A 23,571-nucleotide genomic window follows, 5' to 3' on the forward strand; every position below is an offset into this window, starting at 1 on the left:
CTAACTAATTAATAGATTTTTAGAATATTGCGTGCGTAATTAAAAAAAGCACTTCTCCTTAGGTGGAAAAGTGCATAGCTAAAAAAGCAAATAACAGTCTCATCTGCTAAGCCGCACACCTATCCTCGTAGGTTGAAACGATCACTTATTTTTCGGCAGGTCTCCTGGCTCTAGTTCAATGCTTTATAGGTCTTCCCATCCGTTGGACAGTGACATATTCTATAAAGCTCCCTATTACAGTGGCGGGACCGCGCCGGACTCAAACCGGCTTCCCTTTTAAGCAAAATGACAAGCACTTTGCACCGAAAAACATTCAAATTGTGAGATTTCACGACAAAGTGTAACATGAATTTCCATAAATATGCTATACCTTTTATGAAATTTTTTAAATTAAAGGTCAACGGTGAATATTCTGATAAAATTTTGTGCGCAAATTATATAGATTGTATAAATTTCATACCTAGTTCCATTCAAAATTGATAAATTTGTCATAAATTTTTAAAGAAATATTGAAATTTTAAAATAATAAGATATGATAAAGACAGTTTTCTATTTAAAATTCTACTAAAAATTTCATATAAAACGTCAATAAGTGCTCGAATAGCTCGAGATAATAGGGAAATTGGTGAAAATCCAATACAGCCCCCGCTACTGTAATAGCTGATGAAATCGCAAAGCCACTGGTACAAACTTGGGAAGGTGCGACAGTAAAATGAAGCTTAAGTCAGGAAACCTGCTTATTTGATTGTGCATGCAAACTTTTCGGAGGGAGAAGTTGAAGCGAAAGCGGGTACCTGTATTTCATTCTATTCGTTTTTATTTGGCTTCTACAAAACCTTTACTCTTCGTTATAGAGTAAAGGTTTTTCTTTTTCCAAAAAGCAAATGAGGGGAGACAGAAGATGACAACTTGGAATTTAGAGGGGATGAAAACACATCTCTTTATTTGCAATGGCAGTAGCTGCATGAAGAAGGATGGGGAGGAAATTACCTTAGCCATTCGAGATGAGATACAACGGCAAGCACTCGATCAGGAAATACATACGACAAGAACGCGCTGTAATGGACGCTGCAAGGATGCTTGTGTGGTAATCGCTTATCCTCAAGGAAACTGGTATCGTGTGCCATCAACAGAGCATGCTAGAACACTAGTACAAGATTTACATCATGAATCCTTATACAACGAACATGTCTTTACACTTCGTGAAGGTACATTACAGCGTACTGCTCAAACAACTGCCATTAAAGGGATCGAAAAGGTGAAAGAGGGGTAACAACATGGCGCAAAAAGGAAAAATTTTCGTAGTAGGCTTTGGACCTGGAGATTTTAAGCATATTACGACACGTGCAGTAGAGGCTTTACAACAAAGTGATATGATTATAGGCTATAAAACCTATGTAGAGCTGATTCAAGATTTAGTAAGTGCAAAATCGATTGTTAGTACAGGCATGACAGAAGAAGTGTCGCGTGCACAGGAAGCCGTTCGTCAAGCCGAAGCAGGGAGCATCGTCTCAGTAATTTCGAGTGGTGATGCAGGCGTCTATGGCATGGCAGGATTAGTCTATGAGGTGTTAATTGAGCTAGGCTGGACAGAAGCAACAGGAATTGAAGTTGAAATTGTTCCTGGGATTTCTGCGATTAATTCATGCGCTAGCATACTTGGTGCACCTATTATGCATGATGCTTGTACAATCAGTTTGAGTGACCATCTAACACCTTGGAATTTAATTGCAAAGCGTGTCGAGGCAGCTGCAATGGCGGACTTTGTCATTGCTTTATACAATCCTAAAAGTGGACGTCGAACAAGACAAATTGTCGAGGCTCAACGAATACTCTTAGAATATCGTTCGCCAGACACACCAGTTGGGCTTGTGAAAAGTGCCTATCGAGAACGTCAAGAAGTGACCATGACAACACTAGCAGAAATGCTAGAACATGATATTGGTATGTTGACAACTGTCATTATCGGGAATTCGTCAACATTTTTCTATGACAATAAGATGATTACGCCCCGCGGTTACCAACGTAAATATACCCTGGGTGAAGAGAAACAGCCATTACGTCCACATCAACGTTTACGCGAAGAAAATGAACCTTGGGCAATGAACCAAGAGACGGGAACAGCGCGAAATGACTTTACGGCTGACCCTAATGCAGGGCGCTTTAATAAACCCAGTATAGCCGCTACGCCAAAGCCGAAAAAAACAGCTCTTGAAATGGCTACAGCGGCACTTGCAATGGTAAAAGGGACAAGCGCAGTCAAAGTAACACCGAAGCTTGTACAGCAAAAAATAGAATCTATTTTTGAATTAGCAGTAAGTCCTGGTGTAGCCAATAAGTTTTTTACTCCCCAGCAAATGATGATGTTAGCGGAGGTCGTTGGGGATGAGGGGACGATGGAATACACACCAGATCATCAAATTCATTTGAAAATACCAACGACTGCCCCTGAACAGATCACAGAGAAATTACAGGAAGTAGGGTTTTTATTAGCCCCGATTGGTGATGTGTTATCACTGAAGGCTTGTGATTTTTGCTACGGTGAAAAGGCTGATTCAATACCATATGCAGAGGAAATACAAGAAAAACTAGGCGGTATGTCCTTACCGAAGACATTAAATATTGGCTTTAATGGCTGTGGGATGGCCTGTTATCGGGCTGTATTTGATGATATTGGCATCGTCTACCGCAAAAGTAAATTTGATGTCTTTATTGGAGCAAAACCAGTCGGTCGTACAGCACACGCAGCACAGCCTGTTGTAGAAGGGCTGGAGCCTGAGCAGCTGATTCCACTCATTACAGATATTATTGAAGAATATAAAGCAAATGCTCATCCAAATGAACGCTTATTTAAATATTTTAAACGTGTGAAAAAAATACTGCATTTTACGTATCAAGATATGTCTTCCAAAATAAAAGTAGAGCCAGCTCCGTGCGGCGACTAGTAAGGAGTAGAGAGATGAAAGCTATTTTATTTGTCGGCCATGGGAGCCGTTTAGCAGCAGGAAATGATGAGGTTCGTACATTTATCGAACAAATGACACCGCGTATTGATGAACAATTTTTAGTGGAAACTTGTTTCCTTGAATTTGCTTCACCTAACATCGAAGAAGGTATTACAAACTGTGTGAAAAAGGGAGCTACAGAGGTACATGTAATTCCAATCATTTTACTGCATGCAGGCCATTCAAAACTGCATATTCCAGCGGAAATAGAGCATGCGCGTGAGCATTATCCAACGATTACCTTCACATATGGTCAAACAATTGGTATCCATGATGAAATCTTTGCCATTTTACAAGATCGCCTAGCTGAAATTGGCTTTAATTCAGAACAAGAGCAGGAAGACACAGCGATTTTATTGATTGCACGAGGTGGCAGTGATCCATCTGCTAATGGTGATTTTTATAAAATCACGCGACTTTTATGGGAAAAACTACCTGTGAAATACGTAGAAAGTGCTTTTATGGGTGTCACAGATCCACGAGTTGAAGAAGGAATTGAACGTTGTGTCAAACTAGGTGCAAAAAAAATCATCATGTTACCATACTTTTTATTCACAGGCATTTTGATGGAACGCATGCATGGCATGTGTGAGAAGTTTAATGAACTTTATCCAGATTGTGATATTCAAATTGCTAACTATTTTGGCTACCATGAACGGTTACAAAATGTTTTATTAGAGCGTATTGAACAGGCAATCAACGGTACATCAACAGGTATGCAAGATCTAGAAGATTATCGCGCCTATGCGGCAGTACATGGACATGCACATCACCATCACCATCATGATCACGATCATGGACATGCGCATCATCATCATCACGACCATCACCATCATGACCATGACCATCATCATGAAGAGGAGCCGGTAAAATGATTTTCATGTTAGCAGGGACAAGTGATGCAAGGGATCTAGCCCTTGCATTACAAAGCGCAGGTTATGCGGTAACCGCTACGGTCGTCACTGAATCGGCAGCCTCTAGTCTTGCTGACGTTGGCCTGCCACATTTGATCGGTAGACTGACAGCTGAGGAAATGGCGACCATCATGACAGAGCAGGGCTATCAATTGGTGGTAGATGCTTCTCATCCATTTGCGGAGGAAGCCTCTAAAAATGCGATGGCAGCGGCAGAGCAGGCAAAGATTCCTTATATTCGCTATGAAAGAGCTCATGAACATTATGCCCATCCTTTGATTACTGTTGTAAAGGATTATGAGGAGGCAGCTCAGCTAGCTGCAGAAAAACGCGGTGTCATTATGCTAACGACAGGTAGTAAAACACTCGCTACATTTACAAGGGTTTTACAGGGCTTAGAAAACACAAGAGTAATCGCTCGTATGCTTCCACGACTGGATAATATGGAAAAATGTGAGGCACTTGGCGTGGCGCAGCGAGATATTGTGGCTATTCAAGGTCCGTTTTCAAAGGAATTAAATGAAGCTCTATTTCGTCAATACGGAGTGACGTTGATGATTACCAAAGAAAGCGGTAAAGTGGGCTCAGTTGATGAGAAGCTAGAGGCAGCTCTCGCATGCCAGATTGAAACGATTCTTATTGCACGACCAAATATACAGTACGGCCAACAATATTCAACATTTGAAGAAGTATTACAGGCTGTTGAACATACAATTTAGGAGGCATTTTCCATGGATTTTAAAACAGATTTTAAACCATTAACGGTAGACCCAGATAAAATTTACGATTACAGTTTCTCTATTATTGCAGAGGAAATGGGCGAGCATGACTTCTCAGAAGATGAATGGAAAGTTGTACGTCGCATTATCCATGCCTCAGCTGATTTCGAGCTAGGTCGTAGTGTCATCATTACACCAGGTGCTATTGAAGCGGGTATCAAGTCTATTCTTGCAGGACGTCATGTCATTGCAGATGTGCAAATGATTGAAAGTGGCTCTGGTAAAAAGCGTTTCCAAAAACATGGTGGTGATTTGCATTGCTATATTGCGGATGAAGATGTATCAATAGAAGCGAAAAAACAAAATACAACACGTGCCATTATTTCGATGCAAAAGGCATCAAAATTACATGAAGGTGGTATTTATGCCATTGGTAATGCACCAACTGCATTGCTGGAATTGATTCGATTAATTAAAGAAGGGCTAGCAAAACCAGATTTAATTATCGGTATGCCTGTTGGTTTTGTGTCAGCAGCTGAGTCAAAAGAAGAGCTGCTTAAACTAGAAGGGATTCCATACATTACAAATGTTGGGCGTAAAGGCGGTAGTACAGTGACGGTTGCTGCTTTAAATGCCATCTCACTTTTAGCGGACGAACAGGCGAAAAAATAATGGAGCGGAAGCCAAAAAAGGACCCCAAGGACATGCGTCACGGTTATACGACGGGAGCCTGTGCAACTGCTGTATCAAAGGCTGCACTGCTTGCCCTTATTACTAAGGAGGAGCAAGAGACAAGTACGATTCATTTACCTATTGGTCGAGATGCAACCTTTACAATTGAAAAATGCATATTTGAAGAAAATGCTGTCAGCTGTGAGACGATTAAAGATGCTGGTGATGATCCTGATGCGACCCATCAGGCACTCATTGTTGGCACAGTGAGCTGGGCAGATACACCTGGGATTCATTTAGATGGAGGTATTGGCGTCGGGCGTGTCACAAAGCCTGGCTTGCCAGTGCCTGTCGGAGAGGCAGCCATTAATCCTGTACCTCGTAAAATGATTTATAGCACGGTCCAAGGTGTGTTGGACGAATTTCACATTACACGAGGCGTGAATGTGGTGATTTCTGTACCTAAGGGTGAGGAGATTGCTAAAAAAACGTTAAATGGACGACTCGGTATACTTGGGGGCATCTCAATCTTAGGCACAAGGGGAACCGTCGTGCCTTTTTCGAGTTCTGCTTATATGGCCAGTATTGTCCAAGCCATCAGTGTAGCGAAAGAGGCTGGCTGTGAGCATTTAGTGGTGACAACAGGTGGACGAAGTGAGAAGTTTGCGATGAAACAATACCCACATCTAGCAGAAGAAGCGTTTATTGAAATGGGTGACTTTGTAGGTTTTACATTAAAGCATTGTAAGCGTCTAGGCATCAAACAAGTTTCACTCGTTGGGATGATGGGGAAATTTTCTAAAGTCGCACAAGGAGTCATGATGGTGCATTCCAAAAGTGCACCAATCGATTTTAATTTTTTAGCACAACTGGCAGAGGATATAGGGGCAGATAGAGAAACGATAGCACAAGTTCTGGAGGCAAATACAGCTTCACAAGTAGGTGAGATGATGATGGAGAAGGGCTATGATGCGTTCTTCCATCGTTTATGTGAGGCTTGCTGCTATTCCTCTATCCATCATATTAAGGGCGGTTTAACGCTTTCCACATCGATCTATTCGATGCAGGGACAATTATTAGGAAGGGCTGATGACATTGCATCGATCGATGAAGTTGATTGGGATCGGGGATAACGGATTAGCAAGCTTATTACCTCAATACCTTCAGTGGATTGAAGACTGTGAGGTACTTGTTGGTGGTGAGCGAGTACTTGATTTTTTCCCAGACTTTAGGGGTGAAAAAATCTTGATAAAAGGAGGTCTTTCAACACTTGTTGAAAGATTGTCTGAAGAAACAAGAAATACCGTGATTCTTGCATCTGGAGATCCATTATTTTATGGCATCGGAGGCTATTTAGCCAAAAAGCTACAAATAGAGGTTTATCCCTATATGAGCTCCGTCCAACTGGCCTTTGCGAAAATGGGAGAGAGCTGGCAGGATGCTTACGTAACGAGTATTCATGGACGACCAATGAAGGGCTTGGCACAGCGAATTGATGGCAAAAAGAAAGTAGCACTTTTAACCGATGTAGAGAATAGTCCGAATGCTCTTGCTAAATATCTAAAGCATTTTGGTATGACGGAATATCGTGCGTTTGTCGCCGAAAATTTACAGGGCGACAACGAAAAAAGTGGCTGGTACTCGCTCGATGAAATGGAAGTTACTCATTTTTCTCCTTTAAATGTCGTGGTTTTAAAACAAACAATAGCACCGAAACGCTACACACTTGGGATTGATGATGAAGAATTTTCACAACGAAAGCCAGATAAAGGACTTATTACGAAGAAAGAAATTCGAGTTTTAAGTTTGCAAGCCATGCAGCTTCAACGGGATAGCATTATTTGGGATATTGGCACATGTACGGGATCCATGGCCATTGAGGCAGGTAAGCTTGCTCCTGAGGGACAAGTTTTTGCCGTAGAAAAAAATGCCCCTGATTTAGAAAACTGTCTTCAAAACCAACAAAAGTTTCGAGTCGATATAACTGCTATTCATAGTAAAGCACCAGAGGGTTTAGACAACTTTCCAGACCCTGATGCCATTTTCATCGGGGGCACTGGTGGTGAAATGGCTGAGTTACTGCAATTATGCTGTCAGCGTTTAAAGCAAAATGGGCGCATTGTCTTAAATGCGGCGACTATTGAAAATTTATATAAAGCTGTTGAGGCATTTAAAGCTTGTGGTTTTGCTGTTGACATTTTACAGGCTCAGCTGGCACGCAGTAAACCAATTTTAGATATGACACGCTTTGTGCCATTAAATCCAATATACATTATTTCCGCTTATCGAAAGGAAGAAAATCATGAGTAATCTAGGAATTTTATATGGCTTGGGCGTTGGTCCTGGCGATCCAGAATTAATTACAGTAAAGGCATTTCGAGTGATTCAGGAATCACCTGTTATTGCTTACCCAAAAAAGCTAAAAGGCAGTAAAAGCTATGCCCATCGTATTGTAGATGTGTATATTAATCCAGAAGAAAAAGATATGCTTGGTCTTGTATTCCCAATGACGAAAGATGAGGCTGTTTTAGAACGTGAATGGACAAAGTCAGTAGAACTTGTCTACGAAAAATTACAAGCAGGCAAAGATGTAGCCTTTGTTACAGAGGGCGATCCATTATTGTATAGTACGTTTATTCATATGATGAAGCTAATGCAGGACAAGCATCCAGATGTCGAAATTCGAACGGTACCAGGAATTTCTTCGTTTAATGGCTCTGCATCACGCTTAGGCATTGCGTTAGCGGATGGTGATGATCGTGTTGCGATTATTCCTGCGTATGACAATTACGAAGCTATGCGTGAAGCGATTGAAACACATGATGCTGTTGTTTTTATTAAAGTGGCGAAAGTGATTGATTTAATGCTTGAAGTGCTACGCGATTTAGATTTATTAGATAAAGCATCCGTGGTGACAAAGGTAACATCTGATGAAGAAATCATTTGGGATGTGCGTGAGTTGGATGGGGTCGATTTAGAATATTTAACATTAATGGTGGTGCGTAAATAATGAAAAAAATCTATATTGTCGGCGCTGGTCCTGGTGATCCAGATTTAATTACAGTCAAAGGTTTACATATGTTACAAACAGCGGACGTTGTCATGTATACAGATTCTTTAGTGAGTGAGGACCTTATTGCGAAAGCTAGACCAGATGCGGAGGTCATTCGTACAGCTGGTATGCATTTGGAGGAAATGGTTGCTGTGATGGTGGACCGAGTCAATGCTGGTAAAACAGTGGCACGTATGCATACAGGTGATCCAGCGATGTATGGTGCCATTATGGAGCAAGTTGCGCTATTAAAAAAGGAAGGCATTGGGTATGAAGTCATTCCAGGAGTTAGCTCTGTATTTGCATCGGCCGCTGCAATCGGAGCTGAGCTAACAATTCCTGATCTAACACAAACCCTTATTCTAACACGTGCAGAGGGGCGCACACCTGTACCAGAATTTGAAAAGCTGCGTGATTTAGCGAGCCATCATTGTACAATTGCCTTATTCCTTAGTGCAACGCTGACGAAAAAAATTGTCAAAGAGCTACAAAGTGCTGGTTGGGCTGATGACACGCCTGTAGCAGTTATTCAACGAGCTTCATGGCCCGATCAAAAAATCGTACGAACAACTTTAATCAAATTAGATGAAGCGATGCGTGTGAATGGTATTCGTAAGCATGCGATGATTTTAGCGGGCTGGGCATTAGACCCGAACATTCATGATAAAGATCAATATCGTTCGAAGTTATATGATGCAAGCTTTACACACGGCTTTAGAAAAGGTGTGAAGACAAGTGATTGAGTTACAAGAGGGTGTGTTACCAGAGGTTGACCAACGTAATCCTTATGCCGTTGTAGCCATTACGAAGCATGGTGTCCAAATAGGACGTCGTCTGCAGCAAACCTTTGCAGCAAGTGATTTATATTATATGAGTAAATTTGAACAAGGCGATGAAGAAGAAAAGCATATTCAACTATTTACAGGAACAGTGCGCCTGCTATTGCCAACACTTTTTAAGCAATATAAAGGGTTAATTTTAATTATTTCACTAGGGGCAGTTGTACGAATGATTGCGCCGATTTTAAAGGATAAAAAGACAGACCCTGGTGTTGTGGTGATTGATGATCGAGGGGAAAATGTTATTAGCGTATTATCAGGGCATTTAGGTGGTGCCAATGAGCTAACACACGAGGTGGCAGCTGCACTTGGTGCAAATCCGATTATTACAACGGCTTCTGATGTACAAAAGACGATTCCAGTTGATTTATTTGGAGCCCGCTTTGGCTGGGTATGGGATAGTGCGGATAAATTGACACCAGTTAGTGCATCTGTTGTAAATGAGGAACATGTAGCCATTGTACAGGAAACAGGCGAACGTGATTGGTGGATGCGTGAAACACCGATGCCAGAGCAAATTAAAATCTATCCATCAACACAGGCAGCCATCCAAGCAACTCCCCATGCCACATTATTAATAACAGATCGAATCATTGAACCTGAAGAAGAGGTTCTTCTAGAAAACGGTGTTATTTATCGCCCAAAATCCATTGTGCTAGGAATGGGCTGTAACCGTGGTACATCTTTAGAGGAAATTGAACAAGTAATCGATGAAACCTTGGCAGAGCTAAAGCTTTCGAAAAAAAGTGTGAAAGCCTTATGCACGATTGATTTGAAGAAAGATGAGCAATGTTTCTTAGAGATTACGAAGAAATATGATTGGGAGTTCGTTACGTATACACCGGATGAATTAAATGAAATCGAATTTCCATCACCCTCTGAAACAGTCTTTAAATATACAGGTGCATACGGAGTGAGTGAACCAGCAGCTATGCGCTATGCACAGGTTCCATCACTTCTATTAGAGAAGAAAAAATCGGGTAATGCTACGATTTCAGTTGCTAGATACCTATTTTAAGGAGGAAGTCCATGCAAACAAATCGCTTTGTACTAGCTGGTACGGGTAGTGGTGTAGGCAAAACTACTTTTACCATTGGACTGATGAAGGCACTTCAAAACAAAGGGAACGTGGTGCAGGGCTTTAAATGCGGTCCTGATTATATCGACCCAACCTATCATACAGCTGTAACGGGCAGAGTATCACGTAATATTGATAGCTGGATGTTTTCACACGAAGCAGTCCGTGATATTGTGGCACGTGCAAGTATAGATGCAGATGTATCTATTATTGAAGGTGTGATGGGCTTTTATGACGGTAAAAGCCCTTTATCTGACGCTGGGTCTGCTGCTGATATTAGCGTAGTGACAGAGAGTCCTGTTATTTTAATTGTCAATTGTGCTAGCATGGCACGTAGCGTAGCAGCAGTTGTGAAAGGCTTCCAATTACTATCAGATAAGCCGAATATCGTTGGTGTTATTGCGAACCAGGTTGGTAGTGTCGGTCATTACGAAATTGCGAAGGCAGCTATTGAACAAGAATGCGGCATACCTGTTATTGGCTACCTAAAGCGTGAGGAAGGGATCGATATCCCTAGTCGTCATTTAGGGTTAGTACCTGCTATTGAAAGAGGAGAGCTAGATTCATTTTTTGATAAACTAGGGAACCTGATGGCGGAAACGATTGATTTAGATCAATTAATACATTTAACAAAGGCTCCTATCTTGCAAGAATCAGGCCATTTATTTCGGGAGGAGCCTTCACGAAATATTTGTATAGCAGTTGCAAGAGATGCAGCTTTTAATTTTTATTATGAAGAGAACTTGGCTTTGTTACGTGCGAAAGGTGCGACACTACAGTTTTTCTCACCGCTTGCGAATGAGCCTGTACCAGCTGAAGCAGATGGCTTGTATATTGGTGGTGGCTTTCCTGAGGAATTTGCAGAGTCACTTGCTACCAATACAGTCGTTAAAGACTCTATTCGTCAAGTCATTGCTAAAGGTCTTCCAACATTAGCTGAGTGTGGGGGCTTTATGTATTTAACAGAGGCCATTACAAATAGCCATGGCGACCGCTATGACATGGTAGGGGTAATTCCTGGAGAAGTGGCGATGCAAACAAAACTAGCAGCACTTGGTTATCGTGAAATTTTTGGCACAGCCGATAATTTCTTAATTGGTGCTGAGGAACAAGCGAAGGGCCATGAGTTCCATTATTCCAAATATAGTGGTTCTCACAATACAGCAGCCTATGAAACGATTGGTCGTTTTGGCAAAAAGAAAGAAGGCTATCAAGAAGGAAATTTAGTGGCTGGCTATACTCATTTCCATTTTGTATCAAACCCAAAGCTAGTTGACAATTGGTTAACAGCTTGTAAGAAGGTGAAAAGTAATGACTAATTATTTTCCTATTCATATCAATCTAGAATATAAAACAGTTGTGATTGTAGGCGGGGGTCACGTGGCAACGCAGAAGGTAGCATCCCTGTTACCAGCAAAGGCAAACATCGTGATTGTCAGTCCAACCTTACATAACACATTACAGTCACTTGCAGAGTCAGGGCAAATTACTTGGAAGCAAAAGGAATTTGAACCTCGTGATTTAGATGACGCCATTCTCATTATCGCTGCAACGAATGTGACAGCAGTTAACGAAGCCGTTCAAGAAGCAGCACAGCATTGGCAATTAATCAACCGAACAGATAAACAAAGTGAAAGTGATTTTATTACGCCTGCTACTGTTCGCCGTGGTCCGTTGGTGGTAACTGTTTCGACATCGGGAGCAAGCCCAAGTCTAGCCCGCAAGATTAAAGCAGATTTAGAAGAGCAATTCGATGATGCTTATGATGACTATGTATGCTTTTTACAGCAAGCTCGATTAATGATTGCTGCTAAGTATGATAAAGGTCCACAAAGACGTGCGGCATTACAAGCATTGCTAGAGCCAAACATCCTTGAATGGACACGTCATGGTGAGATCGATCGACGAGAAGCATATTTACAACAACTATTGATGGGAGCAACGCAATGAAGGATGGAATCGTATATATCGTGGGAGCAGGTCCTGGCGATCCGAAGCTCATTACTGTGTATGGACTGGAATGTATTCAAAAGTCTGATGTAATTGCTTATGACCGTCTTGTAAATCCTAAATTGCTTGATTTTGCAAAAAAGGATGCGGAGCTAGTTTATTGTGGCAAATTACCTGGGAAACATCATCTCATTCAAGAGGAAATAAATGCATTACTCGTTGAAAAAGCACAAGAAGGTAAAATTGTTACACGCCTAAAAGGTGGCGATCCCTTTGTTTTTGGACGTGGCGCGGAGGAAGCTGAAATATTAAAAAATCATGGCATTGCCTATGAAATCGTTCCGGGGATTACAGCAGGAATTGCAGCTCCTGCATACGCAGGAATTCCAGTTACACATAGAGACTTCGCGACAAGCTTTGCCCTTGTAACTGGACATGGTCGTGAAGAAAAAGGACAAGATTTTTTGAATTGGCCCGCTTTAGCTACGGGTATAGATACCGTTGCCTTTTATATGAGCGTTGGTAATATTGCCTACATTGCTCGCAAATTAATCGAAAATGGACGGAAGGCAACAACGCCAGTAGCGGTCATTGAGTGGGGAACAACTGCTCAGCAACGCACGATTACAGGGCCGCTAGATGAGATAGCCAGCATCATTGAGCGTGAAGGGTACCATAACCCTTCTATGATTGTTGTTGGCGAGGTTGTCAATGTACGGGAAAAAATTCAATGGTTTGAAGAGCAAGGTCTTACCTTTTCATAATCATTTCTTATAAGCGCACAAGGAGGAAGCACTATGACTGTCATTGAAGCATTAAAAAAACGTCGAGCAATTCGTAATTACACGACACAACCGGTAGAGAAAGAAAAAATTGAGCAAATTTTACAGGCAGCAACCTATGCACCAAATGACCGGATGCGTGAGCCCTGGCATTTTTATGTCATTCAAGATGAAGCCATGAAGCGTTATGAAGAAATGGCAAGTGCTTATTTACAAGAACGCTTTCCCACGAAGCCAAATTTAGTGGAAAGTTCATTAAAGGTTGTACAAACAACCCCTGTAGCCATTGTGGTGACAGCTGACATAGTAGAAGGGGACACAGATGCGACAGAAGATAATGTCTTTGCTGTATGTAGTGCCATTATGTCTATGTGGTTGACAGCAGAGGAGCTAGGTCTTGGCTTTGTTTGGCGTACACGTGGTGTTGGCCTCGTACATGATCCTCGTATGCATACGTTTATTGGTGCAAGCGACGCTCAAAAAGTAGTTGGTACAATATTTATTGGCTACCCACAGGAGCAAGAACAAACCGACAAGAAACGAACGCCGTTTGCAGAAAAGACAACATGGCTGTAAGGAGGCTATCAGTATGGCAAGAAAAGGCTTGTTTTTAGTATATACAGGTGAGGGTAAGGGCAAAACGACAGCATCTCTTGGCGTTACATTGCGTGCAGTTGGTCGAGGCTTAAATGTGCGTTATCTGCAGTTTATCAAATCCCCAGAACGTACTTATGGAGAGCAAATTGCCCTTCGTAAGCTAGGCGTAGAAATGGAACAAATGGGCATAGGTTTTACATGGACAAAAACACCTGAGGAGCATCGAGCTGCATTAGCCAAGGCTTGGAAAAAAACGAAGGCAGCTCTACAGGATGACAGCATTGATTTATTGGTCCTAGATGAACTCAACAATGCCCTAGCGATCACCAAGTTTCCAATCGATGATGTCCTTCCCCTAGCAGAAGTCATCGAGGCAATCCAACACCGCCCTTCTACAATGCATTTGGTTGTCACAGGACGAAGTGCGAATCCAGCATTACTAGCAATGGCTGATTTAGTGTCAACCATTGAGGCGACAAAGCATTACTATGATGAAGGGATTCCAGCGGTGAAAGGGCTCGAATTTTAAAGCCCTTTACAATTGCTGGAGGGAATACACACGAAGCGAAAACGAATACATGCGTTCTGCCATAGAATAATTACGGAGGAGAGTGACTATGCCAGCAAAATCAATCATGATTCAAGGAACAGCTTCCGATGTTGGAAAAAGTATGATTTGTACTGCACTATGTCGTATATTTTCAGATGATGGACTGAAGGTAGTCCCATTTAAATCACAAAATATGGCTCTTAATTCATTTGTTACAAAGGATGGCGGTGAAATCGGCCGCGCACAAGGGGTACAGGCAGAGGCGGCTCGTGTTGTTGCAACGACAGATATGAACCCTATCTTGCTGAAACCGAAGCAAGATATGATGTCAGAGGTTATCGTTCATGGTAAGCATTTTTTAAATATGGATGCCAAAAGCTACCGCAATAATTTTGTGCAAGAAGCGATGCCAATCGTAGAAAAATCAGTTCGCACGCTTCAACATACATATGATGTTATTGTCCTAGAGGGCGCTGGTAGCCCAGCAGAAATTAACTTAAAGGATCGCGATATTGCGAATATGCGAATGGCTCATTTAGCAGATGCAGCGGTAGTCCTCGTTGCTGATATTGATCGTGGCGGTGTCTTTGCCTCGATTGTTGGTACACTGGCATTGTTAGATGAGGAAGAACGAGCACGTGTTAAGGGATTAATTATCAATAAGTTTAGAGGCATGCGTGAATTACTGGATGATGGTTTGGCATGGGTGGAGCGCGAAACTGGTATTCCGGTACTTGGTGTGATTCCTTATGTCGATGTCAATATTGAAGCAGAGGATTCTCTTGCATTATCGTCACTACGTTTTAAAAAACCAAAGCCAGGCGAATTTGCTGTAGATGTAGCCATGATTCGTTTACCTCGTATTTCAAACTTCACCGATATTGATCCATTTTTCGATGAGCCTGAGGTGGGTGTACGTTTAATTGGTCATGTCAATGAATTAGGTACACCAGATTTACTCATTCTGCCAGGAACGAAAAGTACAATGGATGATTTAGCTTGGCTAAAAGCACAGGGCTTCGATCAAGCCATCACACATTTACGTGAGTACGGTACTAAAATTATTGGCATTTGTGGCGGTTTCCAAATGCTTGGTGAAACATTACTTGATCCAGAAGCAGTGGAGGGGAATGGTGAATCTGCAGATGGTCTTGGGCTATTACCGATGGAAACCATTTTTGTAGGCAATAAAAAAACGGTGCAAATGACAGGCGTAAGAGGGCAGGACACATTGACAGGCTATGAAATCCATCTAGGGCGTACAAAAATTTTACGTGGTGCGGTATCACCGTTTTTACTATTAGAGGATGGAAGAGAAGATGGTGCGGTTAGTCAAGATGAGCAAGTGATTGGCACATATTTCCACGGCTTGTTCCATAATCGTCCCTTTACCCGCCAACTCGTCAATGAAATACGAGTGAAAAAAGGGCTAGCAGCTTTACCAAGTGATGTGAAAAGTGACGCAGAACGAAGAGAAGATGCCTATAATATGTTAGCCGACCACGTTCGTGCAAATCTTGATATGAAAAAAATATATGAAATATTATCGTTAGAGGTATCTATATGACGAGAAAAGGACCGTTAGCCATTAACTATGAGGCATTATGGCAGGAAGGCATGAAGGACTGGCATGGCAATATGCCTGAACGAATGGTGAATGATCAGCTAGAGGAGCAATTTTGGGCCCAATCAGTGGCACGTAAAAAAGTGGGACAAACAGATCCTTATGCTGCATTGATTTTTCAGGAGCTTCAAAAAAAGATTGAACCTCAGCATTCTGTATTAGAAATTGGTCCTGGGTGGGGCAATTATACATTTCCATTAGCTGATAAAGTAAGGAAGCTCACATGTGTGGATAGCTCTGAAAGCATTTTGCATTACTTACAGCAGTGTATGCCGCAGGAGGAGCACGTTTCCTATATTCATGCAAAGTGGGAAAGTTTAGAGCATGATGAGATTGAACCACATGATATCGTCTTGGGCGTGAATTGTTTTTACCGAATGTATGAAATAAAAGCAGCTTTATATCACATGAATCGGCTGGCGAGAAAGCGTGCTATCATTGGGATGACGACAGGCCCCATTCAGCCACACTATGAAAAGTTATATGAAAAGTATGGTTATGACATTAAATTTCCGCGCAGAGATTATATCGAGTTTTTGAATCTACTCTATGAAATGGATATTTACGCGGATTGTCAGATTATCCCTCTAGAACGTGTCTATGAATATGAAAGCTATGAGCAGCTTGTGACAACGCAGAGTAAAAAAATATTAACGACGAATTTTCAGCGAGCCCATGTAGAAGAATCACTGCTACCTTTTATCGAAGAAAAGGATGGACGTTATTATTATCGTCATGATTTCCATGCGGCGCTTGTTTCATGGCAACCAAAATAATTAAGAAACCTTTGGAGAAACTGTACACCAAAGGTTTTTCTTATGGGAATGGATAAGGTACAATAAAATGATATAAATAAGAAGTGAGGTGGCTTATGTTGCAGCTACATTTTCTAGGGACAGGCGCAGGCATGCCTTCAAAAGAACGAAATACAAGTGCTCTGATGGTAAAGCTATTAGACGAAGTGAGTGAAATGTGGCTATTTGACTGTGGGGAGGCGACACAGCATCAAATCCTTCATACGTCGTTAAAGCCACGGAAAGTGACGAAAATATTTATTACACATTTACATGGGGATCATATTTTTGGACTTCCAGGCTTTTTAAGCTCGCGTTCCTTTCAAGGTGGGGATGAGCCGCTAACGATCTTCGGACCATCTGGCTTACAACAATGGATTGAACAAACATTGGCCCTATCAAAAACCCATTTAACATATCCTTTACGCTTTGTAGAAGTACAAGAAGGCATTATTTTTGAGGATGCTCATTTTACAATTCATGCTAAGGAATTACGCCATGTTGTACCTTGCTATGGGTATCGTATCGAACAAAAGGATTTACCAGGCGAATTATTAATCGACAAAGCACAGGCACTTGGTGTTCCAAAGGGACCTTTACTAGGCCAATTAAAAAATGGCCACGATATTGTACTTGAAAATGGTGATGTGGTACTTGCGAAAGACGTGGTGGCACCAGCCAAAAAGGGCTTTACATTGTCAGTCTTAGGCGACACGAAATATTGTGAAGAAGCAATCCAATTATCAATGGGCGCTGATATCATTGTCCATGAAGCAACTTTTGATGGTACAACAACAGATTTAGCAGCAAGCTACGGTCATGCAACAAATGTGGAGGCAGCAAAAGTCGCACAGCAAGCTGGAGCACACTATTTATTATTAAATCATTTAAGCGCACGTTTTCTTCCATATGACTTACCTCAATTTTTAGCTGAAGCACAGGGGATTTTTCCGAATACATTCCTAACAGCTGATCAAGCCGTATATACATGGCAACATAATAAATTATTTTGATATAGTTATTAAGTGAGAAACATCTATTAGAGGATATTCTTCTAATAGATGTTTTTAGTTTATAGTCCTAAAGGTGTATAGATAATTTTGTTTAAATATTACTGTTTAATCATGAGAATTATCCTTTTTTGCATACCTCTACTAGTACAAAATAGTTAGATTTATCCTCCTTGCTTCTCTATTTCGAAATTTTTACAAATTAATGACAATTTAAACTTCTTCAAAAATTATTATTTTATATTTAATAAATTGTTAATGAAATATATGGAAGTAATATTGTATGATGAAGTGGAAATAATCGTAATTTTTAGGGGGATCTCATCATGAGAAAGTCAATGAAATGGAAAATGCTTCTGGAGATTATGGGCATTGTGGTGTTCATTATAGCGGCATTTTCTATTTATGTTTATCAAGCTACATATAAAAGTGAAAAAAGCAATGGAGAAGCAATCGCCAACTCCATTGTCATGGGATTGGAAGGAGCAATTCAATCTAGAGAAAAAGCAGAAGAAATTATGGAAAAAGAAATGATTGCCGAATCTGTAATGGCTTCTTATATCATTGACAAAGGTGCTACATATGAGGATTTAAAGGCCATTGCTGAGCGTGGTGGCCTCGATGAGATTTGGAGTACAGATGATAAAGGGAATACAACGGTGACATCAGTAGCTCCAACTGTTGATTTTAACTTTGGCGCTGATCCAAACGGACAAGCTGCCGAATATATGCAACTTTTAGATGGAAGAGCGAAAGAAATTGTCCAAAAAGCACAAATTCGCGATGTCGATGATCAATTTTTCAAATTTGTCGGGGTAGGTAGCTGGAATCCAGCAACTCCACAAATTGTACAGGTGGCTCGCCATGGACAGCAGCTACTAGATTTAGAAGCAAGTATCGGCAGTGAATCTTATATCGATCAACTGAACAACTATTTATCCTCAACCGTATTATTCGCCGCTATTGTAGATGAAAAAGGCCAAGCCATTGCCGCTACAGCAAAACAAAATTTAGCGAATATTGGTTTTGAGCCAGCCCAATTTTCAGCACAAAAGTCGACTGAATTTTCAGGGCGCTACGATGGCACACGTGTCACGCAATATGTAAAGCCATTATCAAACGGTACATACTTAGCTATTATTGTATCCAATGCTATCCTCTCACAAATTTTGGTAGGCACAATTGTAGCTTCATTGATCGTTGTCTGTGTGATTTTCTTCACTACGGGCCTGTCTATTTCAAAGCAAGTATCGCGTATTTTAAGTGTGCGCAATTCCTTAGAGGAAATTAGTAATGGAGAAGCAGATTTAACCAAGCGTATTCCAATCCATGCAAAAGATGAGATTGGCCAATTAGTGACATCATTTAATGGGATGATGGATAATTTCCAACAAATTATGTGTGAGATAAAGCAAGGGGCCAATCAAATAAAAGAAGCTACCTATACAATTCAAGAAAATGCTCATGAAACACTTGAATCAGCCGCAATTATCCAAGGAGAATCTAGTCAGGTAGCTCAGGCCTCCTTTGCACAACAGAATAATACGGCAGACAGTGCGCATTCAATGGAGGAATTGGCGCGCAGCATTCAATATATTTCGGAATCCATAGCAGAAATTTCTAGTATTTCACGTAATACTGAGGAAAACGCAGATAATGGATTACAAATTATGCAGTCCTTACAAAAGCAATTAGTGACTGTTCATGAGAAAACGAATTTTGCGGTGATTGGAACACAGGAGCTTGAAAAGCTATCTACAATGATCGGGGAATTTACCAATGTGATTACGGGAATTTCTGATCAAACGAATTTACTGGCATTAAATGCATCTATTGAAGCGGCGCGTGCTGGTGAAGCGGGGAAAGGCTTTGCCGTTGTAGCTGAAGAAGTTCGGAAATTAGCTGAAGATTCTAAGAGTGCGGCGGATAGAATCACCCAGGTGGTGATGAATGTCCAAAAGGAAACAGCCAATATTGTAGCAACCATCCAAGCAACAGCAGATGTCTTACATGCAGGACGTGCAATCGTACAAGAAGCACAGCAATCGTTTGAAGGAATTCATAATGATGTACAGGTGTTAGCAACACAAGTGGATTTAGTATCAAGCTCCACTGAGGAAATTGCTGCTAGTACAGAGGAAGTAACAGCTACCATGGAAGATGTTTCGCTCTTGGCTAAGCAGACATCGCAAAGTGTTGATGCCGTTGCTCAAAAGGCTAAACATCAAGCGGAAAATATGGAGAGCATGACCGCATTTATCGACCAATTAAATACAACAGCGGCAAACCTCCAACTATCAGCAGGCAAATATAAAGTATAAAAGGAAAAATATAGTACGATAAATCACTATATTCCCGTATAATTGAAAAAAGGGGTGTGGTTTAAATGAATCAACAAAAGATGCCGCCAGCATTATTACGATTAATCGTCATTTTTCCCAATGTGCTGAGCTATTTACTATTATTCGGTCTAATTATTTTTGTCATGACAAATTATGAAACATTAAAAGCAACCAATAATTTAACTGTGTGGATTATTTTTATTGTCGTATTAGCACCCGCTGCTGCCTACACGACTTTCAGCATCGTAAAGAAAATCCGAGCAGGGCATATGTAAGGATATTAACGACTTCCTATTCAACATTGTAGGAGGTCGTTTTACTTAAAGGAGAATAAAAAACATATAGAGAGAAAAACTATCGTAAACAGTGATGAAATGAAGAGGTGTGTATCATATGGATCCAACAAATTGTGATTTTTCACCAATGAAAGAAACTTTAAAAGATGAGCTTCTCGAAGTGATCATGTCCTTACAGCAGAGTGTGCAGGAAATGGATACAGATGCAAATTGTCTCCTCGGTAATTTTGAAAAAATTAAAGAGAAGTTTATGACAATTGAAATGAAAGCTGCAACGTTCTATTTAAATTGTTATCTTTCCCCGTTTACTGAAAAGTATCCAGAGCTATCACACAGTGTGCAAAATATGTCTTTGAGAAGGCATGGTGGTTTAATTGTTATTCAAAGACAGGATGCTTTAGAGAATTTAATTCAGCCTGGTATTCATATTGGTGCAGATTTAACCCATTCTTTATTAGAATCTATTTTCTTCCCTGGTAATCCACTTCACGATGGAGCGGTACTTGTCCATCAAAATCAAATTGAGTCAGCTGCCAATGTACTGCCATTGTCAGAGCGGTATACAGGGGAAAAGAAGTTAGGAACAAGACATCGTGCAGCGCTGGGATTGAGTGAGCAAAGTGATGCACTTGTAATGGTTGTATCAGAAGAAACGGGTAGAATTTCTTTTGCTCTTAAGGGCAATTTATATCCTGTTACAACACCTGGCATCATATAGGGGGTCTCCCTATGTTAAAAAAATATCTTGAATTCGAGATATTTTTCTTGCGGAAGTATCACTTGCGTGGTAAAGTGATAACTGAAGGGAGGGTGAAGTCATGAGAAATCATACACTAGGCACCTTAACGTGGATTCGGATGATGCGCTTTACAACGCAAAGTAATCAGTTATCGAATGAATTTTTAAAACGTTTCGACTTAACGACAGCACAATTTGATGTGTTAATCCAGATTAAAACATATGCCCCGATTACACAGTCTCAATTAGCAGAAAAAGTAACTGTAACACAAGGTGGCATGTCTCGCATGCTTGCCCGACTAGAAAAAGAGGGACTAATCGAGCGTAAACAAAATTGGAAGACGAAAACCATCTCATTGACATCAAAAGGGGAGCAAATGATTGATGCAGCAACACCTAGTCAACTTCACTTCCAGTCTTCGTTTTTTGAAGAAGTATTATCAGCTGAAGAAATTAAATCTTTATATATTGCGATGACAAAGCTTGAAAAACATAGCCGAGAAAAAAAATTGCCGCCCGTGTAATTTTTTTTGTGAAATCACTTGCTTAGTCAAGTGAAAATAATGAGGAGGAACAATTATGATGAACAAATTAAGCGGACACCATCATATATCAATGCTAACGAAAAATGGTAAACAGAATAATCACTTCTACACAACTATTTTAGGGTTACGACGTGTGAAAAAAACGGTGAATCAAGACTCACCTTCCATGTATCACTTATTTTATGGAGACTTAACAGGCGCAGCAGGTACAGAATTAACATTTTTTGAAATGCCTGTTGCAGGACGTACAGTGCGAGGGACGAATGCTATTACACGTATTGGCTTACTTGTACCTAGCTTCGAAAGCCTACTATATTGGAAAGAACGCTTTCAGCAGCTAGAGGTAGAACATAGCGATATCACTACTTATGCAGGCAAAGAGGCTTTATTTTTTGAAGATCATGAAGGTTTACGGATGGTATTGTTAAACCACCAAGGACAAGAAACGCCTGCTCAATGGCAACCATGGGATGGAAATGATATACCGCAGGAACATCGTATTTTAGGCATGGGGACTATTGAAATCACTGTGCGATATTTACCAAGAACGGTCAATTTATTACAAGATTTATTTCACTATACAGTTATTGCAGAAAAGGACAAAGAAACGGTTCTACAATCGATAGAAGGGGAAGTGCTTGGCGAGATTGTTGTCAAAGAATTAGAAGGACCAAGCGAGAAACCTGGTAAAGGCAGTATTCACCATCTTGCGTTACGTGTTGCAACCGTTGAAGAATTACAGCAATGGGATACCAAAATTAAGGAGCTTGGATTGGATAGTACTGGTGTGGTTGATCGTTATTATTTCCAAAGTCTATATTTTAGAGATCGTAACGGTATTTTATTTGAAATGGCGACAGATGGGCCAGGGTTTACGGTAGATTCAGCAGTCGAAGAACTTGGCAAAGAGTTAGACCTCCCGCCATTTTTAGAAGAGAGACGTTCAGAAATTGAAGCTATTTTAGAACCGCTAGAATAAGGAGAGATAACACATGATGGAAAAATATCGTATTGATCAAGCACAAGGACTCGAATTCGGACTGTACTCTTTAGGTGATCATATCCCTAATCCACTAACAGGCGAGCGTATTTCTGCTCAACAACGACTAAAAGAGCTAGTCGAGGCAAGTCAATTAGCAGAGCAAGCTGGAATTGATGTATTTGGCATAGGTGAAAGTCATCAGTCTTATTTTACAACACAGGCACATACGGTCGTGTTAGGTGCTATCGCACAAGCAACTTCGACCATTAAATTGTCTAGCTCCGCAACCGTATTAAGTGTTTCAGACCCTGTACGAGTATATGAGGATTTTGCCACAATTGATTTATTATCAAATGGTCGTGCAGAAATTGTAGCGGGACGTGGTTCACGTGTAGGTGCCTATCACTTACTAGGTGTTGATTTACAAGATTATGAAGAAATCTTTGAGGAAAAATTAGAGCTTCTTATGAAAATCAATGACGAGGAGCTTGTGACTTGGGAAGGGCAATTTAGAGCACCTCTCCATCATGCACAAATTTTACCGCAGCCAAAAAACGGCTCGTTGCCAATATGGCGTGCGGTGGGTGGACCACCTGCCAGCGCCATTAAAGCAGGATATATGGGCATTCCGATGATGCTTACAACATTAGGTGGACCTGCTATCAACTTTAAACCATCAGTGGATGCCTATCGCGAAGCGGCAGAGCGCAAAGGCTTTGACCCAAATGAATTACCTATTGCCACAACAAGCTTGTTTTATGTAGCAGACACAACAAAAGAGGCATTACAGGGCATGTATCCACATTTAAACGGTGGTTTCCAAGCTATTCGTGGTGGGGGCTATCCAAAGCAACAATTTGCACAAGCGCCTGATACACGTGATGCTTTAATGGTGGGCAGTAAAGAGCAAATTATTGAAAAACTACTTTATCAATACGAACTATATGGCATGCAACGCTTTATGGCACAAATCGATTTTGGTGGCGTACCCTTCGAAAAATTGATGAAAAATATTGAAATCATTGGTAATGATATAATTCCAGCGATAAAAAAACACACAGCAAAATAAGGAGTGGCTCATT

24 protein-coding genes and 2 riboswitches are annotated in these 23,571 nt (G+C 40.9%); all 24 genes read left to right on the plus strand.

All coding sequences use genetic code 11. From position 1 onward, the window contains the following. Positions 1–136: 136 nt before the first annotated feature. Positions 137–322, minus strand: a riboswitch (cobalamin riboswitch). 251 nt (positions 323–573) lie between these two features. After that, positions 574–756, plus strand: a riboswitch (cobalamin riboswitch). A 145-nt stretch (positions 757–901) separates the two neighbouring features. The 24 genes from ACMGGO_RS08290 to ACMGGO_RS08405 all read left to right on the plus strand — a co-directional run bounded on the left by ACMGGO_RS08290 (position 902) and on the right by ACMGGO_RS08405 (position 23,558). Then, entirely contained in the window at positions 902–1,273 is a 372-nt protein-coding gene (locus tag ACMGGO_RS08290; protein WP_004231296.1) for a (2Fe-2S) ferredoxin domain-containing protein, read from the plus strand. A gap of 4 nt (positions 1,274–1,277) precedes the next feature. After that, positions 1,278–2,945: a precorrin-3B C(17)-methyltransferase gene (cobJ, locus tag ACMGGO_RS08295; RefSeq protein ID WP_281216242.1), complete on the plus strand. Its 1,668-nt coding sequence runs from the start codon at positions 1,278–1,280 to the stop codon at positions 2,943–2,945. Positions 2,946–2,959: 14 nt separating this feature from the next. Next, a complete protein-coding gene (locus ACMGGO_RS08300) occupies positions 2,960–3,880 on the plus strand; it encodes a sirohydrochlorin chelatase (protein ID WP_374805917.1) in 921 nt (306 codons plus the stop codon). Further along, positions 3,877–4,638 (plus strand): precorrin-6A reductase, encoded by a 762-nt coding sequence (gene cobK, locus ACMGGO_RS08305; protein WP_048392346.1) that lies wholly within the window; start codon positions 3,877–3,879, stop codon positions 4,636–4,638. Before ACMGGO_RS08300 ends, cobK begins: the two co-directional genes overlap by 4 nt. 12 nt (positions 4,639–4,650) lie before the next feature. Further along, on the plus strand, positions 4,651–5,310 hold the full coding sequence (locus tag ACMGGO_RS08310; RefSeq protein ID WP_004231303.1) for a precorrin-8X methylmutase: 660 nt from the start codon (positions 4,651–4,653) through the stop codon (positions 5,308–5,310). After that, positions 5,310–6,443 carry a cobalt-precorrin-5B (C(1))-methyltransferase gene (locus tag ACMGGO_RS08315; RefSeq protein WP_004231305.1) on the plus strand — a complete coding sequence of 378 codons (1,134 nt, stop codon included), beginning with the start codon at positions 5,310–5,312 and terminating at the stop codon, positions 6,441–6,443. The genes ACMGGO_RS08310 and ACMGGO_RS08315 overlap by 1 nt, the downstream gene beginning before the upstream one ends. Further along, a complete protein-coding gene (cbiE, locus tag ACMGGO_RS08320; protein ID WP_374805919.1) occupies positions 6,400–7,620 on the plus strand; it encodes a precorrin-6y C5,15-methyltransferase (decarboxylating) subunit CbiE in 1,221 nt (406 codons plus the stop codon). Before ACMGGO_RS08315 ends, cbiE begins: the two co-directional genes overlap by 44 nt. Then, complete coding sequence (cobI, locus tag ACMGGO_RS08325) at positions 7,613–8,320, plus strand: precorrin-2 C(20)-methyltransferase (RefSeq protein WP_004231310.1); 708 nt, start codon at positions 7,613–7,615, stop codon at positions 8,318–8,320. Before cbiE ends, cobI begins: the two co-directional genes overlap by 8 nt. Next, the gene (gene cobM / locus ACMGGO_RS08330) at positions 8,320–9,105 is read left to right on the plus strand and encodes a precorrin-4 C(11)-methyltransferase (RefSeq protein ID WP_374805920.1); all 786 of its coding nucleotides are present in this window, start codon (positions 8,320–8,322) and stop codon (positions 9,103–9,105) included. The genes cobI and cobM overlap by 1 nt, the downstream gene beginning before the upstream one ends. Continuing rightward, positions 9,098–10,219: a cobalt-precorrin 5A hydrolase gene (locus ACMGGO_RS08335; RefSeq protein WP_259419665.1), complete on the plus strand. Its 1,122-nt coding sequence runs from the start codon at positions 9,098–9,100 to the stop codon at positions 10,217–10,219. Before cobM ends, ACMGGO_RS08335 begins: the two co-directional genes overlap by 8 nt. 11 nt (positions 10,220–10,230) lie before the next feature. Beyond that, on the plus strand, positions 10,231–11,598 hold the full coding sequence (locus ACMGGO_RS08340; protein WP_048392351.1) for a cobyrinate a,c-diamide synthase: 1,368 nt from the start codon (positions 10,231–10,233) through the stop codon (positions 11,596–11,598). After that, a complete protein-coding gene (locus ACMGGO_RS08345; RefSeq protein WP_009370253.1) occupies positions 11,591–12,229 on the plus strand; it encodes a precorrin-2 dehydrogenase/sirohydrochlorin ferrochelatase family protein in 639 nt (212 codons plus the stop codon). Before ACMGGO_RS08340 ends, ACMGGO_RS08345 begins: the two co-directional genes overlap by 8 nt. Next, the gene (gene cobA / locus ACMGGO_RS08350) at positions 12,226–12,993 is read left to right on the plus strand and encodes a uroporphyrinogen-III C-methyltransferase (protein ID WP_054549204.1); all 768 of its coding nucleotides are present in this window, start codon (positions 12,226–12,228) and stop codon (positions 12,991–12,993) included. Before ACMGGO_RS08345 ends, cobA begins: the two co-directional genes overlap by 4 nt. A 33-nt stretch (positions 12,994–13,026) precedes the next feature. Next, on the plus strand, positions 13,027–13,587 hold the full coding sequence (locus ACMGGO_RS08355) for a nitroreductase family protein (RefSeq protein WP_048392353.1): 561 nt from the start codon (positions 13,027–13,029) through the stop codon (positions 13,585–13,587). A 13-nt stretch (positions 13,588–13,600) separates the two neighbouring features. Beyond that, positions 13,601–14,137 (plus strand): cob(I)yrinic acid a,c-diamide adenosyltransferase, encoded by a 537-nt coding sequence (locus tag ACMGGO_RS08360; protein ID WP_048392354.1) that lies wholly within the window; start codon positions 13,601–13,603, stop codon positions 14,135–14,137. Positions 14,138–14,225: 88 nt separating this feature from the next. Then, entirely contained in the window at positions 14,226–15,725 is a 1,500-nt protein-coding gene (locus ACMGGO_RS08365; RefSeq protein WP_066036245.1) for a cobyric acid synthase, read from the plus strand. Next, a complete protein-coding gene (locus tag ACMGGO_RS08370; protein ID WP_048392356.1) occupies positions 15,722–16,558 on the plus strand; it encodes a class I SAM-dependent methyltransferase in 837 nt (278 codons plus the stop codon). The genes ACMGGO_RS08365 and ACMGGO_RS08370 overlap by 4 nt, the downstream gene beginning before the upstream one ends. A 98-nt stretch (positions 16,559–16,656) precedes the next feature. Further along, positions 16,657–17,589 (plus strand): ribonuclease Z, encoded by a 933-nt coding sequence (gene rnz / locus ACMGGO_RS08375; protein WP_054549205.1) that lies wholly within the window; start codon positions 16,657–16,659, stop codon positions 17,587–17,589. 323 nt (positions 17,590–17,912) lie between these two features. Beyond that, positions 17,913–19,907 (plus strand): methyl-accepting chemotaxis protein, encoded by a 1,995-nt coding sequence (locus ACMGGO_RS08380; RefSeq protein WP_374805921.1) that lies wholly within the window; start codon positions 17,913–17,915, stop codon positions 19,905–19,907. Positions 19,908–19,972: 65 nt separating this feature from the next. Further along, complete coding sequence (locus ACMGGO_RS08385) at positions 19,973–20,203, plus strand: hypothetical protein (protein WP_009370265.1); 231 nt, start codon at positions 19,973–19,975, stop codon at positions 20,201–20,203. Positions 20,204–20,321: 118 nt separating this feature from the next. Continuing rightward, complete coding sequence (cdaS, locus tag ACMGGO_RS08390) at positions 20,322–20,942, plus strand: sporulation-specific diadenylate cyclase CdaS (RefSeq protein WP_054549207.1); 621 nt, start codon at positions 20,322–20,324, stop codon at positions 20,940–20,942. A 100-nt stretch (positions 20,943–21,042) separates the two neighbouring features. Further along, positions 21,043–21,486: a MarR family winged helix-turn-helix transcriptional regulator gene (locus ACMGGO_RS08395; protein ID WP_048392361.1), complete on the plus strand. Its 444-nt coding sequence runs from the start codon at positions 21,043–21,045 to the stop codon at positions 21,484–21,486. 58 nt (positions 21,487–21,544) lie between these two features. Next, on the plus strand, positions 21,545–22,486 hold the full coding sequence (locus tag ACMGGO_RS08400) for a ring-cleaving dioxygenase (RefSeq protein WP_288584577.1): 942 nt from the start codon (positions 21,545–21,547) through the stop codon (positions 22,484–22,486). Between the two features lie 16 nt (positions 22,487–22,502). Next, complete coding sequence (locus ACMGGO_RS08405) at positions 22,503–23,558, plus strand: LLM class flavin-dependent oxidoreductase (protein WP_131521583.1); 1,056 nt, start codon at positions 22,503–22,505, stop codon at positions 23,556–23,558. Positions 23,559–23,571 lie beyond the last annotated feature (13 nt).

The organism is Lysinibacillus sp. BNK-21, assembly GCF_048684915.1.
In the GTDB taxonomy this organism is placed as follows: Bacteria; Bacillota; Bacilli; order Bacillales_A; family Planococcaceae; genus Lysinibacillus; species Lysinibacillus capsici.